A 12,736-nucleotide genomic window follows, 5' to 3' on the forward strand; every position below is an offset into this window, starting at 1 on the left:
TCACCTCAGACCGTTAAATCATTTTCAGATTTTATCGTAATAGCTTCTTGTAAAAGTCTTTGGAGAACAGCAGCAAAGACTGCTACAACCAGCGAAGCACCAACAATAACCATACCAATTAATACGAGACCAGGTGCATCATCCCACTGTGCTATTATAAAAACAAGCGGCAACGCCACAACATATAGGATGCTAATGAGGATTGCACAGTTTTTTATTTTCTTAAGTGCTCTCACAGATAATTCGGAGAAAGCCTTGTTCTTATCAATATAGCTTAAAAGCTTGAATGCCTGATACAATGCAATGAAAAACGGTATTGCCGATCCATACATAGCAAGTAAAATACCGATTACTACATAGCCCAACTGTGCTCCCTTTTGTGCTTGTTCGATTGCTTCACTTGCTATCTGGGGCAATAAAAAAATACACAAAGCAAGAATGGGAGTCCCAATTAGAAAAACAGCTAACTTTAAAAAGAGTGTTGTTCCTTGTTTCATACATACACCTCACCTAATCATTTTCCATTTGATTTTAGCAAGTTATTTATCGTTTTGCAATAAACTTTTATTAAATAAGTTAACTTTTTTATTGAAAATATGTATTTATAGACATATATAAAGAGCATTCTTCATTACATAAGAATGCTCTTTGCTCTTTTACTATTTAAGAATGTTCTACTACTTCTCCTAGATGAATGACCACAACGGCTTCGCTGTTAATCACGACCAATCGTATTGTTCAACTTCTCACGGTATTTGTCTCTCCAGGTTTTCGTATCCTTCACTAGTTCATCACAAAAATCGGCCACGTCATCACCCGTGAGGTCCGTGACTTTCTTGCCATTTGCTGCACCTTCCTCGAAAAGATCGAGAATGCCACCAAAGATATGGTGGATGTCCTTCCAATCGGTAGGACCACCAGCAGTCCACATGTATTTTTGAATTGCTTTGTAAGCATTTAGATACTCACTTGGAAGTATTTTTGCACGGGCCTCCATCGCTTTCCATTCTCGTTTGTCATCCATATTTCCGATAATTTTATCAATAAAACTCATGTTATCTTCTCCTTTTGATTTCTTTAGTTTTGAGTTCGTTCATTTTGCTTGAGATGAAATCCCATTTCCCCCAAAAAGTTTCAAGTTTTTCACGACCTGCTGCGTTGAGTGTGTAAAATTTCCTCGGAGGTCCCACAGTGGATTTCTTTTTCTCAATGTCCACCAAATTGTGTTTCTCTAAACGCATGGTAATTGTATAAACGGTGCCTTCAACAACATCATTGAAGCCAAGTTCACGCAGGTGTTGCGTAATTTCATAGCCGTATGTCTCTCCACGGCTGATGATTTCCAGTACACAACCTTCGAGTACTCCTTTTAGCATTTCTGTAATATTTTCCAAAACTATCCCTCATTCTTTCTCACTATATTCCCAGTACTTAGTAACACTTATTACCACTGTATAGTATTACATAGTAGTATCGGTTGTCAAGTACCCTATTCTCCTTGAAAAGTTCGATATTGTGGGGTCCAAGACGCTTGCAGCAAGCTTTGGGAAACTAATGGAACACCGTGCACCTTCAATAGAAAAAATAACAAAAGCGAGACTAAAGGTTACTTTTTCACACCTTTAGTCTCGCTATATAACTGGTTGTAAAGCCAATACTAATTAACTTTGTAAGGATTTACAATATATCTCAAATCAGAACCAATATTATATAAATCGTTAAAGTACTTGGCTGGATCATTAAAATAAAGCTTCTGCCAAGGTGGATTTCCCCCTGAACGCTCATCTCTTCCATTAAAAAGGTTGTAAGCCTCATAAGTACTTGTAGCATCCGGTGAAGAATCAACATCCCACCTTCGTTCCCACAGTTCATTAATACTTAGAAGCTGGTATGTGTAGGACTTTTCAAATACACCACTACTATCAAAAGGAGTTTCAGCTGTATTTCCAACGTTATAGATTACAGAATCTCCGCCTACCCACTTGTTATGCTTGTCTGGATTGTATGCACTAATGGAGTGACCTCGAGCACCTATATCAAAAGAACTATTAATCACATCTCCATTAGCTGAGATGAATACTTTTGGATGGTTGCCATTTGATTGATCGAAGCGTATTTGACTTGGTGCGTAACGAATCATATCCCCATGACTATTTGCGGTCATCAGTACAAATTCACCATATCCACCATTTTTCTTAATAACTAAATAGACATCCTCTAAATCATTTTCATGCCTGTCCGATGGAATCAATGCATCATCAATGGCATGATAATATTGATATCCTAGAAAATAGTGAGTGGATGTTTCAACAAAGGAAGTATATGCGTATGCAGGTAATGCGCCATACTTATCCTGCTCATCTCGGATTCGATCCCAGCTATTGCCTAAGTCCCAATCATTATCAAAATTAGCTTTTGTAATATGATCACCTGCCTCATGGTACTTGTAGCCTAATACACGATCTTGTCTTACATCCTGATAAACCTGAGGTGCCCAATAAGTAAGAAGTTCCGATTTAGATACATTTGCAGCTTCTACCTTTTGTTGCCCTATCGAAGTATGTACAAGAATTATTGCTAATAATAAGAAAGCTAGTAACGTTCTTTTTATCACGATCTCCACATCCCTTTATAAGTTTTTAGTGCGTTTACAAATCACCTTTCCTTTTGAAAACTACAAAAATAATAGTATTTCCTTCAAATTTTGTTATTTCCCCTCCCATCCTACTTAGTGCCAAATCTCCTCAAATAAATCTTTCATTCCACCTCACCTTCTATCTACTAGACTAAACCGTTACTATTGAGTTCTTATTACTAACTAGTAAATATCATGTAAATTAATAGATTTTGGAAGCTGGGCGACGGTTCTCTTGATCGTTACTCCGTTTGAATCTAGCAATTTTTCGTACTATAATATAGAAAACCATACAATGGAGGAATATCATGGCCAAACATAAAATCTATACAATGAGTTTTGCAAGTGTCTATCCCCATTATGTTACGAAGGCCGAGAGAAAAGGACGTACGAAAACAGAGGTTGATGAAATTATCTGTTGGTTAACAGGATATAGTCAGGAAGAGTTAGTAGAACAATTGAAAAAAGAAACTAATTTTGAAAACTTCTTTGCGGAAGCTCCCCATCTGAATCCTTCAAGGAATTTGATTAAAGGAGTGGTCTGTGGCGTTCGAGTGGAAGACATCGAAGAACCTACTATGCAGGAAATTCGCTATTTGGACAAGTTGATCGATGAGTTGGCAAAGGGTAAAGCACTAGAGAAGATCTTACGGAAAGTACAAAAACACTGATTCTATTTAGAAGGATCAGTGCTTTTTTTTGAATTATTTAACTAGCTTAACTATATTTTCCTTACTCATTATTGTGCATTAATCTATTACGTTAAGTTATTGTAACTCTTGCTTCCCGTTACTTAAAAATCGTTTCCACTGTTTCTTTGATTACGAAATGTGATATTAAAATTTATAAGAAAACCAAGTACTAAGAATACAAGCAGTAGTATTGGATTAGCATTCTTCCACAAGAGTTTCACAATAAAGAAGGCAATGATTGACCCAAATACAGCTATGAACCATAATTTAAATTGCAATTTTTTCTTTATAACCTCCATCTATAACACCATCCCTGTTAAACAATTTGAGCCCTTTAGCGCAATATATACTTCAAAAATTAACCTGGTTTCACATTCCAATTAAATTAACCTACCAGTAGTTTAAGTACAATTTTTACATTCACACAATTATTTTAACATAAATATCTATCTGTCTTTTTCCACATTCTGTCTCTTATATGAAAATATGCGTTTAATCCTATTAAAGGATAGCACACGATTGTGAAGGTCAATTCTATGTCAATAAATAGATTAAAGGGTGCATTCTTGTGAAATGCACCCTTTAGTTGATCTAGAAATTTATATTATTTTAAGAACATCGAATTAGCTACATAAATTAAATCATTTGGATGGGTGTCTATCCCATCAATAGTTATTGTATATTGTAGGTTATCATACTGAAAAACTAGCTTATAATTATTTGAATTATCTTCTAAACACAACGCCTTTGTTCCATTTTTTAAATAATATTGATTAGCATCATCTTTACCTTTTAAACTAGAGATGTTTTTTTCTGTAGGAGTTACATCCACCTGTAATGTTTGGTTATTTTTTGGATTCATATAGTTTATAGTTGCCTTGTTTCCTAAAATTTCTCCATCTATATGCGTAATATCAAATGGAAACTTGGATAACCCAAGGATTTCTTTATCATACTTATTGTTATACTCTTTTATAATCTTTAGCTCATTCATAAACGGATTGGAACCATCATAAAGAACTCTAATATTTGTTATTTTATCTTCCTTTGATGTAACTTCCCATATAAAAGCAGTTCTTTCTGGCTTATTTTCACCATCATCAAAATTTGCTACTAGCACACTAACATTCTCTTTTGGAGAGTGATATTCGGATACCTCACGTAATTGTGTGTTTTCACGTATTTCCGGAACAGTAACATCTGAAACTACATAGTTATTTACTTCTTCTTTTCCTTTTGAAATTAATGCATACGCGAATTCACTAACTACATCACCTTTAAATGGTTTAGCTAAGACGGTTGTTTGTGTACATAAGAAAAATAATCCTACTATTGTTATTTTTATCAGTAATTTTTTCATTTCACATCACCAGTAATAACTTACCCTTTAAAATAAAAATTATTTCAACTTATTGGAAATGTGGGTCAGACTCTTTCAAAAGTCAGGAAACAAGGAGACGGTTCTCCTGCTTCCATATAAGCAAAAAACCGTCCCCTGATACATATTAATAATCACTATTACTACTTTCACCTTTTACAATCGCTACACTAGCACTCGCTCCAACACGCGTTGCACCTGCATTAATCATGGCAATGGCTGTTTCACGATCACGAACTCCTCCAGAAGCTTTCACTCCTAAATTAGGTCCGACCGTTTCTCTCATTAATCGGATATCTTCCACAGTCGCTCCTCCTGTTGAGAAACCTGTGGACGTTTTTACAAAATCAGCTCCTGCTTTTACAGCTAGGTTACATGCTACCATTTTCTCCTCGTCTGTTAGCAGACTTGTTTCAATAATCACTTTCACTAGTGCTTTCCCCTTGGCTGCTTCCACAACTGATCGAATATCTTTTTCTACCTTTTCATTCTCTCGATCTTTTAAAGCAGCAATGTTAATCACCATATCCACTTCGGTAGCTCCCTTGGCAATCGCATCTTTTGTTTCCGCTGCTTTCACCTCTGTTGTATTAGCCCCTAATGGAAAGCCAATAACGGTACAAACCTTAACATCCGAGTCCTTTAGAAGTACTGCTGCCTGCTCAACCCATGTTGGATTCACACAAACCGAATAAAAACTGTGCTGCATCGCTTCCTCACAAACAGCGATAATTTGCTCTTTCGTCGTATCTGCTTTTAAAGCAGTATGATCAATATATTTAGCTAGATTTTCCATGTTCATCATCCTTTTCTTTCATTTGCCTAATTTCTGTTTGATAGGTCACTTGGAGCAAATGCTCCTGGTAATAACGCTGCAACCGTTGTTTCTTGAACGGCATCATTTAAATTCGTTAAAATCACTTTCATATCTGAAGGACACAATTCGGAGATAACTTGACGACACGCGCCACATGGTGATACCGGACCATCCGTATCTGCCACGACTACTAATAAGTCAAAGGCTGTTTCCCCTGATGCAATGGCGCTAAATAATGCCGTTCTCTCTGCACAATTACACATAGGATAGGCTGCATTTTCAATATTACACCCGTGATAGATATTCCCGTCCTTGGTCAGTAAAGCTGCTCCAACCTTAAATTTAGAATATGGAGTATACGCCTTTTCCCTCGCTATTTTGGCTTCATTAATCAAACGTTCATTTAACATTTTTCTACCTCCATTTCACTTATTGGTGAGCAAGATTAGCAACAATTTCTTTTACTAAACTTAAGAACTGCTCTTTTACACGTTCAGTTGTTTCGATTACTTCCTCGTGAGACAGTGGCTGATCTAAAATACCCGCTGCCATATTGGAAATACAGGAAATCCCCATTACTTTCATCCCCGCATGACGTGCCACGATTACTTCCGGTACAGTTGACATACCAACCGCATCGCCACCGAGCTTTTGAAGCATACGGATTTCAGCAGGTGTTTCATAGCTTGGTCCACTGTTCCAAACATACACCCCTTCTTGTATCGTCAAATCTAGCTTTGCAGCAGCCTTTCGTGCTAATTGCTGTAAGGCTGGTGTATAGGCATTCGTCATATCTGGGAATCGAACCCCTAAAGTTGGATCATTTGGCCCAAATAATGGATCCACCCCTGTATGGTTAATATGGTCGGTGATCAGCATCAAATTTCCCGGTTCAAAGGAAGGATTAACGGCACCCGCAGCATTGGTTACGATTACTGTTTCAATTCCTAGTTGTTTCATAACTCGTACTGGAAAAGTCACTTCTTGTAAATCGTAGCCCTCATAGTAGTGAAATCTACCTTGCATGGCTAAGACCTGCATTCCTTTCAGACTTCCAATTACTAGTTGTCCTGCATGTCCCTCGACGGTTGAAACAGGGAATCCAGGAATATCTTCATATTTGATTTTGGTTGGATTATCTATTTCGTCTGCCAGAATTCCTAAACCGGAGCCTAAAATTAGACCAATTTGTGGTTTAATGCTTAGTTTATCTGTTATATATTGACTTGCCTGTTGGATGGCTTCTATATTCATCATCATTCTCCTAACCTTTGATATCTTGTAAAAAGCTTTTTCCATACTTCGGTTTTGCAATGGCGAAATTGTCTGCTATCGTTGCACCAATATCTGCAAATGTTTCTCGTATTGGTAATGGTAACCCTTTATTAATTGCTTTATGATGTATGAGTAATGGTACATACTCTCTTGTATGATCAGTTCCATGATGAACCGGATCATTTCCATGGTCTGCCGTGATAACGAGTAAATCATCATCTGTCATCTTTTGCAAAACCTCTGCTAACCGTTTATCAAACGCTTCTAATGCTTCTCCATATCCATCTGGATCACGTCTATGGCCATACACTGCATCAAAATCAACTAAATTCAAAAAGCTTAACCCAGTGAAGTCCACCTCCATTGTTTGGATCAACTTATCCATCCCATCCATGTTTGATACAGTTCGAAGCGATTTCGTAACCCCTTCTCCGTCATAAATATCTGCTATTTTCCCAATCGAAATAACATCGTAATTAGCGTCTTTTAGTTCATTCATCACAGTTCTGCCAAATGGTTTTAGTGCATAATCATGTCGGTTCGGTGTTCGTTCAAATGCACCAGGCTCCCCTATAAACGGACGAGCAATAACACGACCAATCATATACTCTGGTTGCTTCGTTAGCTCACGTACCATTTCACAAATCTCATATAGTTCCTCTAGTGGGACTACATTTTCATGAGCAGCTATTTGTAAGACAGAATCAGCTGATGTGTAGATAATCAGATCCCCTGTATTCAAATGCTGTTCACCTAACTCATCCAAAATCCCAGTTCCAGAGGCTGGTTTATTACCAATAACTTTTCTTCCTGATCGTATTTCAATTTCCTTTATTAACTTATCAGGAAACTGTTCAAAGGTACGAAAAGGGGTGTCAATATGAAGACCCATGATTTCCCAGTGTCCAGTCATCGTATCTTTTCCAGCAGACGCTTCCTGCATCTTCGTATAGTAAGCTAACGGATTGTCACTGCTGTCAATTCCCTTCAACGCACGAATATTACTCAAGCCTAGCTGCCCCATATTCGGCATATTCAATCCGTTTCGGTGCGAGGCAATATGTCCAAGTGTATCTGCTCCTTGATCGTTATAGGCAGCGGCATCAGGTGCTTCCCCAATCCCTACTGAATCTAGCACTATTAAAAATACTCGCTTAAAATCTGCTCCCATCACAGCATTCCTCCTCTATTCTTATTCTTCCTTTATGCTTGGAAAAATGTCTTAGCGATCCAATCTACTAATACTCCTCCACAAAAAACACCAAATATCCCTATCACACCTGCCAACACGGGAGGTGCAGGCAATGGTAAACGTAATAATTTAAATACAATTCCAATAACTAATCCTGCTAATAGACTTAATATCAATTCTTTCATTTATATTTCTCCCTTTATGTAGCAACGTCATCAGACGTCCTACCTCTTAATGGCGAAAGATGGGCCCAACTAATTGGACCCACTTTCTATTTATTTACGAATAATATCATACACCAACGGATTGGCTTCCACTGGTTCTTTAGTAATATGGTAGGAGTTATAAATTTTTTGAATGACTTCCTCCACAGTTTTGCTATTACTATGAATGGTCACAAGTGACTCCCCTTTTTGAACTTTCTCTCCTACTTTTTTACGGAGAATAAGTCCTACTGCTAAATCAATAACCGAATCCTTCGTTGTACGGCCAGCTCCTAGAATGCTCGCTGCATTTCCAATTTCATCGGCAATAATCTCCGATACATAGCCATCTTCTTTTGCTTCTACTTCAAACGTATAGGCAGCAGTTGGAAGCTTACTTGGATCATCTACCACAGTCGGATCTCCACCCTGTGAAGCAATGAATGTCTTAAATTTTTCAATAGCCGCCCCTGAATCAATCGCGTTTTCCAGTCTTTCTCTCGCCTCATCTAATGTTTTAGCTTCACCTGCTAAGTACACCATTTGACTTCCAAGCGTTAAACATAACTCATGTAAGTCTTCTGGCCCCTCACCATTCAACGTATCTATGGCCTCTTTTACTTCTAATGCATTCCCAATCGCAAACCCTAATGGCTGATTCATGTCAGAGATAACAGCAATCGTATTTCTACCAGCACCATTTCCGATTTTCACCATCGCCTGAGCTAATTCACGCGCATCTTCAATTTCGGTCATGAATGCACCTGAACCCATTTTAACATCAAGGACAATTGCATCCGCACCTGAAGCAATTTTCTTACTCATAATCGAGCTTGCAATAAGCGGAATCGAGTTAACAGTACCCGTTACGTCACGTAAGCCATATAATTTTTTATCCGCAGGAGTTAAGTTGCCGCTTTGTCCTACAACTGCGATTTTGTTTTGGTTCACTAGTTCATTAAATTGTTTAGCATCTAATTCCACTTTGAAGCCTTCAATGGATTCGAGCTTATCAATCGTTCCTCCTGTATGCCCCAAACCTCTTCCTGACATCTTCGCTACCGGAACACCGACAGCCGCGACAAGTGGTGCCAGGATTAACGTCGTTGTATCCCCTACTCCACCGGTACTATGCTTATCTACTTTAATACCATCTATATCAGAAAGATCAATTTGGTCACCAGATTCCACCATTGCCATTGTTAAATTGACACGCTCATCCGTTGTCATGTCTTGAAAATAAATAGCCATCGCTAATGCAGACATTTGGTAATCTGGAATATCTCCAGATGTATATCCTTTTATCACATAATCGATTTCTTGCTTCGTTAATGCTTCCCCATTTCTTTTTTTGCTTATAATATCCACCATTCTCATTGCTATCATCATCCTTTTACTACAGTTTTATAAAAAAACCTGGGCTATCGCCATAGCCAATAGGCATAGGCGATAGCCTAGTTACACTTTATCTTGTTTCAAAAATATTACTACGTTGAATGGTCTTGCAGAGCTTCCTAATTTATTAGAAGAACATTCCTGCAACAGCTGCACTTAACAGGGATGCTAGCATACCTGCTGCGACAGCACGAAGTCCAAGTCTTGCAATATCTCCTCGACGATTTGGGGCAAGTCCACCTAATCCACCTAGAAGAATCGCCATCGAACTTAAGTTGGCAAAACCACATAATGCAAAACTAACAATTAAATTCGTCTTATCAGAAAGGTTTTCCATTTCAGGTGCAAATGCTGCATAAGCAACGAACTCATTCAATACTAGCTTTTGCCCAATGAAGCTTCCTGCTGTAATAGCTTCTGACCATGGTACACCTACCGCAAAGGCAATTGGTGAGAAGACGTAACCTAGAATACCTTCTAGTGTTATGCCACCAAAGATACCTAAGATTCCGTTAATTAAAGCAATTAGTGCAATAAAAGCTAAGAGCATCGCACCTACGTTTAGCGCTAGATGCAAACCATCTGAAGCACCCTTTGCTGCTGCATCAATAACGTTCGCTGTATCTTTGTCTTTTTCTAATTTAATTTCATCAGCTGTTTCTGACTTTTCTGTTTCTGGCATCATGATCTTTGCCATTACCAAACCTGCCGGTGCAGCCATGAAGCTTGCTGCTAAAAGGTATTCTAATGGTACACCTAGTAAGGAATAACCAATTAATACAGAACCCGCTACAGAAGCAAGACCACCAGTCATAACGGCAAATAATTCTGATTGTGTCATTTTAGCAATAAACGGTTTTACTACAAGTGGTGCTTCCGTTTGCCCAACGAAAATATTTGCTGCTGCTGACATTGACTCCGTTTTACTCGTTCCTAATAGCTTAGACAGCCCTCCACCGATGAATCTAATAAACAATTGCATGATTCCTAAATAATATAAAACAGAAATTAGAGCAGAAAAGAAAATAATGACAGGTAAAATATGAAAAGCAAATATAGTTCCAAATTTATCTCCATCGGCTAATGACCCAAATAGAAAGCCAATTCCTTCATTCGCATAATCAATCACATTTTGTACAAGCAACGTAAACTTTTTAAGCGCCGTGCGACCCGCGTCCCATTTTAGTACGATGAATGCAAATAATAATTGAATCCCTATTCCACCAAGTACCGTTCTATAGTTAATCGCTTTCTTTTTTGTTGAAAATAAAAATGCAATAGCTAGTACTACAAATATACCGAAAATACCCCAAATAATATTCATGCTATTTTTCCTCCTCGATGCTTAATCGTCTCTCTTAATCTCTTCAGATTAATAAACTTCATTCAAACTATTTCAATATTTCAGTAGGACGTCCAACAACTAAACGTTAATGTATGCCCTTTCAAAAGTAGCTACATTCATACTATAAAGGTGAGACGTCCTACAAGTCAACTATATTTTATATTTTTTTTATGTTTACATAAATAGGAATTAAGGTGGTTATCGGGGAAACCCCTTGTCATGCATAGGTTTTTAACACAACAAAACCTATGCCAAGTGTATAAGAAATTGACATAGGTTTTATTTTTTTATATCGTTCGCTTTCTGTGTACTGTAAAACTAATTTGATCTGATCGAAAAAAATTAAGAGAGTACAACACCGGATTGTCATATAAATCAAAGTGAATCTGCTTTAAAATCATTAAGGGTGTATCCTGCTCACAACTAAGTATTTCTGATATTTCTTCATGATAACCAATCGTCTTTATATCAGCCTTAGCATAACTAATCGTAATGCCTGCATCTATTTGAAGCGATGTTAGCATCGATTCTTCTTTGAGTTTATAGTCTTTTGCAAGTAGATTAGCAGGAATTTTATCAATACAATAAACAAGTGGCTGTCCATCTGAGGTACGAACTCGCTTAACAAGCAGCACTTTTTCATCTTGATTTAAATTAAGCTCTTTAATATCATCACTATGTGGATCCACGTATCCTGTAAACAATAGTTCCGTTCCCGGTTCTTTTCCTTCTCGCTCAATCATATCCGTAATACTAAATAACTCTTCAATCCCACCAGAGAAAACAGGCTTCTTATTAACGAATGTTCCCACACCGTGTCGGCGAACAATAATATTCTCTTCTTCTAATATACGAAGCGCTTCCCTTAATGTATTTCTAGAAACACGTAATTCTTTAGCAAAATCAGTTTCTGAGGGCAAACGTTCCCCCGGTTCTAACTCTCCATCATTAATTTTACCTTTAATCTGTTCAATAACAACAAGGTATCGTGGTGTTTGATAGCCATAATTCATAGACATGCCCCCCATATGACATTATTTTACATGGATTATGAAAACGTTACAAGCTAAAACAAATGCGAGCAAGTCTGGATTCTATATAATTTTATGTATAAGAAAGATGGTGTAATAAAATTAACGGGATGCAACTATTGAAAAAAAGAGTTGTCTATCCGGCAACGAGATAAAGACTGTATCTCTTGTTCATATATGCACCCTATGATTGAAGCGTTCAAACCATGTATTTTATTACACCCCAAATTAAAATACCAAAACCAACAACTATGAGAAGCAAATTTATAATTGCTGACTTATTCTTACCGTTTTTTCTATCATCAATGTAGTCGAACAAACTTCTCAAAGTCCAAAAAACAACGAATGCCAACCAACCAATATGGTCATTTGTGGGAATATCATCAAACCAAAACTGTGCAGCTACCAAGAGGATGGCAACAAGAATTATGTTTCTACAAATAAAAAGAAATCTATTTGAATTGTTGGATGTTTCTTCTCCGCTTTGCATATTAACCCTCCTACTTTAATCGTCAAAATAATTGTTAAAAACCACCTATACAAGAACAGGCCAAAATCCTTTTAAACATTTGTTGCCCAACAGTTATAAAAATGAATTTAATAGAACTACTCCAAAATATGTAAAACTCATACTCAAAAAGACAATCATAAATGTCATAAACCACTTGGGCAGCTCGCCATAAAAGTAAATGAAAGCTAAACCAATTAGTATGTGGATGATTAAAAACATGACGACAATCATTTATTTCACCTCTTAAACGGTCATACTATCT

Annotated in this window: 15 protein-coding genes; 1 reads left to right on the top strand and 14 read right to left on the bottom strand. The window is 37.3% G+C overall.

What is annotated here, in order from left to right:
- Positions 1-5: 5 nt before the first annotated feature.
- The 4 genes from H7K77_RS11420 to H7K77_RS11435 form a co-directional block, all read right to left on the bottom strand.
- The gene (locus H7K77_RS11420; protein ID WP_186577972.1) at positions 6-497 is read right to left on the bottom strand and encodes a DUF2975 domain-containing protein; all 492 of its coding nucleotides are present in this window, start codon (positions 495-497) and stop codon (positions 6-8) included.
- Between the two features lie 218 nt (positions 498-715).
- The gene (locus tag H7K77_RS11425; RefSeq protein ID WP_186577973.1) at positions 716-1,054 is read right to left on the bottom strand and encodes a DUF1048 domain-containing protein; all 339 of its coding nucleotides are present in this window, start codon (positions 1,052-1,054) and stop codon (positions 716-718) included.
- Between the two features lies 1 nt (position 1,055).
- Entirely contained in the window at positions 1,056-1,394 is a 339-nt protein-coding gene (locus H7K77_RS11430; RefSeq protein ID WP_186577974.1) for a PadR family transcriptional regulator, read from the bottom strand.
- A gap of 263 nt (positions 1,395-1,657) precedes the next feature.
- Complete coding sequence (locus H7K77_RS11435) at positions 1,658-2,614, bottom strand: hypothetical protein (protein WP_186577975.1); 957 nt, start codon at positions 2,612-2,614, stop codon at positions 1,658-1,660.
- Between the two features lie 329 nt (positions 2,615-2,943).
- Between H7K77_RS11435 and H7K77_RS11440 the strand changes: the two genes are divergently transcribed.
- Positions 2,944-3,306, top strand: coding sequence for a DUF2200 domain-containing protein (locus H7K77_RS11440; protein ID WP_186577976.1), 363 nt, complete (start codon positions 2,944-2,946; stop codon positions 3,304-3,306).
- 625 nt (positions 3,307-3,931) lie between these two features.
- On the opposite strand, the gene H7K77_RS11445 is transcribed toward H7K77_RS11440, so the two are convergent.
- From H7K77_RS11445 to H7K77_RS11490, 10 genes are all read right to left on the bottom strand, one after another.
- On the bottom strand, positions 3,932-4,687 hold the full coding sequence (locus tag H7K77_RS11445) for a DUF4367 domain-containing protein (RefSeq protein ID WP_186577977.1): 756 nt from the start codon (positions 4,685-4,687) through the stop codon (positions 3,932-3,934).
- A gap of 145 nt (positions 4,688-4,832) precedes the next feature.
- A complete protein-coding gene (gene deoC / locus H7K77_RS11450) occupies positions 4,833-5,501 on the bottom strand; it encodes a deoxyribose-phosphate aldolase (RefSeq protein ID WP_186577978.1) in 669 nt (222 codons plus the stop codon).
- 26 nt (positions 5,502-5,527) lie between these two features.
- Positions 5,528-5,932: a cytidine deaminase gene (gene cdd, locus H7K77_RS11455; RefSeq protein WP_186577979.1), complete on the bottom strand. Its 405-nt coding sequence runs from the start codon at positions 5,930-5,932 to the stop codon at positions 5,528-5,530.
- Between the two features lie 19 nt (positions 5,933-5,951).
- Entirely contained in the window at positions 5,952-6,776 is an 825-nt protein-coding gene (locus H7K77_RS11460) for a purine-nucleoside phosphorylase (protein ID WP_186577980.1), read from the bottom strand.
- A 10-nt stretch (positions 6,777-6,786) separates the two neighbouring features.
- On the bottom strand, positions 6,787-7,968 hold the full coding sequence (deoB, locus tag H7K77_RS11465; RefSeq protein ID WP_186577981.1) for a phosphopentomutase: 1,182 nt from the start codon (positions 7,966-7,968) through the stop codon (positions 6,787-6,789).
- A 32-nt stretch (positions 7,969-8,000) separates the two neighbouring features.
- Entirely contained in the window at positions 8,001-8,174 is a 174-nt protein-coding gene (locus H7K77_RS11470) for a DUF1427 family protein (protein ID WP_186577982.1), read from the bottom strand.
- Positions 8,175-8,264: 90 nt separating this feature from the next.
- Positions 8,265-9,569 (bottom strand): pyrimidine-nucleoside phosphorylase, encoded by a 1,305-nt coding sequence (locus H7K77_RS11475; RefSeq protein ID WP_186577983.1) that lies wholly within the window; start codon positions 9,567-9,569, stop codon positions 8,265-8,267.
- 145 nt (positions 9,570-9,714) lie between these two features.
- Positions 9,715-10,911, bottom strand: coding sequence for a NupC/NupG family nucleoside CNT transporter (locus tag H7K77_RS11480; RefSeq protein ID WP_186577984.1), 1,197 nt, complete (start codon positions 10,909-10,911; stop codon positions 9,715-9,717).
- Between the two features lie 308 nt (positions 10,912-11,219).
- Positions 11,220-11,945: a GntR family transcriptional regulator gene (locus H7K77_RS11485; RefSeq protein WP_186577985.1), complete on the bottom strand. Its 726-nt coding sequence runs from the start codon at positions 11,943-11,945 to the stop codon at positions 11,220-11,222.
- Between the two features lie 217 nt (positions 11,946-12,162).
- Positions 12,163-12,453, bottom strand: a complete 291-nt coding sequence (locus H7K77_RS11490; RefSeq protein ID WP_186577986.1) for a hypothetical protein — start codon at positions 12,451-12,453, stop codon at positions 12,163-12,165.
- Positions 12,454-12,736 lie beyond the last annotated feature (283 nt).

The sequence above is a fragment of the Aquibacillus kalidii genome, from assembly GCF_014280935.1.
GTDB lineage: Bacteria > Bacillota > Bacilli > Bacillales > Amphibacillaceae > Aquibacillus_D > Aquibacillus_D kalidii.

Coding starts and splice junctions, on each gene's coding strand:
- H7K77_RS11485 (WP_186577985.1), bottom strand. CDS start 11,945: ATGAATTATGGCTATCAAACACCACGATACCTTGTTGTTATTGAACAG.
- H7K77_RS11425 (WP_186577973.1), bottom strand. CDS start 1,054: ATGAGTTTTATTGATAAAATTATCGGAAATATGGATGACAAACGAGAA.
- H7K77_RS11420 (WP_186577972.1), bottom strand. CDS start 497: ATGAAACAAGGAACAACACTCTTTTTAAAGTTAGCTGTTTTTCTAATT.
- deoB (WP_186577981.1), bottom strand. CDS start 7,968: ATGGGAGCAGATTTTAAGCGAGTATTTTTAATAGTGCTAGATTCAGTA.
- H7K77_RS11475 (WP_186577983.1), bottom strand. CDS start 9,569: ATGAGAATGGTGGATATTATAAGCAAAAAAAGAAATGGGGAAGCATTA.
- H7K77_RS11460 (WP_186577980.1), bottom strand. CDS start 6,776: ATGAATATAGAAGCCATCCAACAGGCAAGTCAATATATAACAGATAAA.
- H7K77_RS11480 (WP_186577984.1), bottom strand. CDS start 10,911: ATGAATATTATTTGGGGTATTTTCGGTATATTTGTAGTACTAGCTATT.
- H7K77_RS11445 (WP_186577977.1), bottom strand. CDS start 4,687: ATGAAAAAATTACTGATAAAAATAACAATAGTAGGATTATTTTTCTTA.
- H7K77_RS11440 (WP_186577976.1), top strand. CDS start 2,944: ATGGCCAAACATAAAATCTATACAATGAGTTTTGCAAGTGTCTATCCC.
- deoC (WP_186577978.1), bottom strand. CDS start 5,501: ATGGAAAATCTAGCTAAATATATTGATCATACTGCTTTAAAAGCAGAT.
- H7K77_RS11490 (WP_186577986.1), bottom strand. CDS start 12,453: ATGCAAAGCGGAGAAGAAACATCCAACAATTCAAATAGATTTCTTTTT.
- H7K77_RS11470 (WP_186577982.1), bottom strand. CDS start 8,174: ATGAAAGAATTGATATTAAGTCTATTAGCAGGATTAGTTATTGGAATT.
- cdd (WP_186577979.1), bottom strand. CDS start 5,932: ATGTTAAATGAACGTTTGATTAATGAAGCCAAAATAGCGAGGGAAAAG.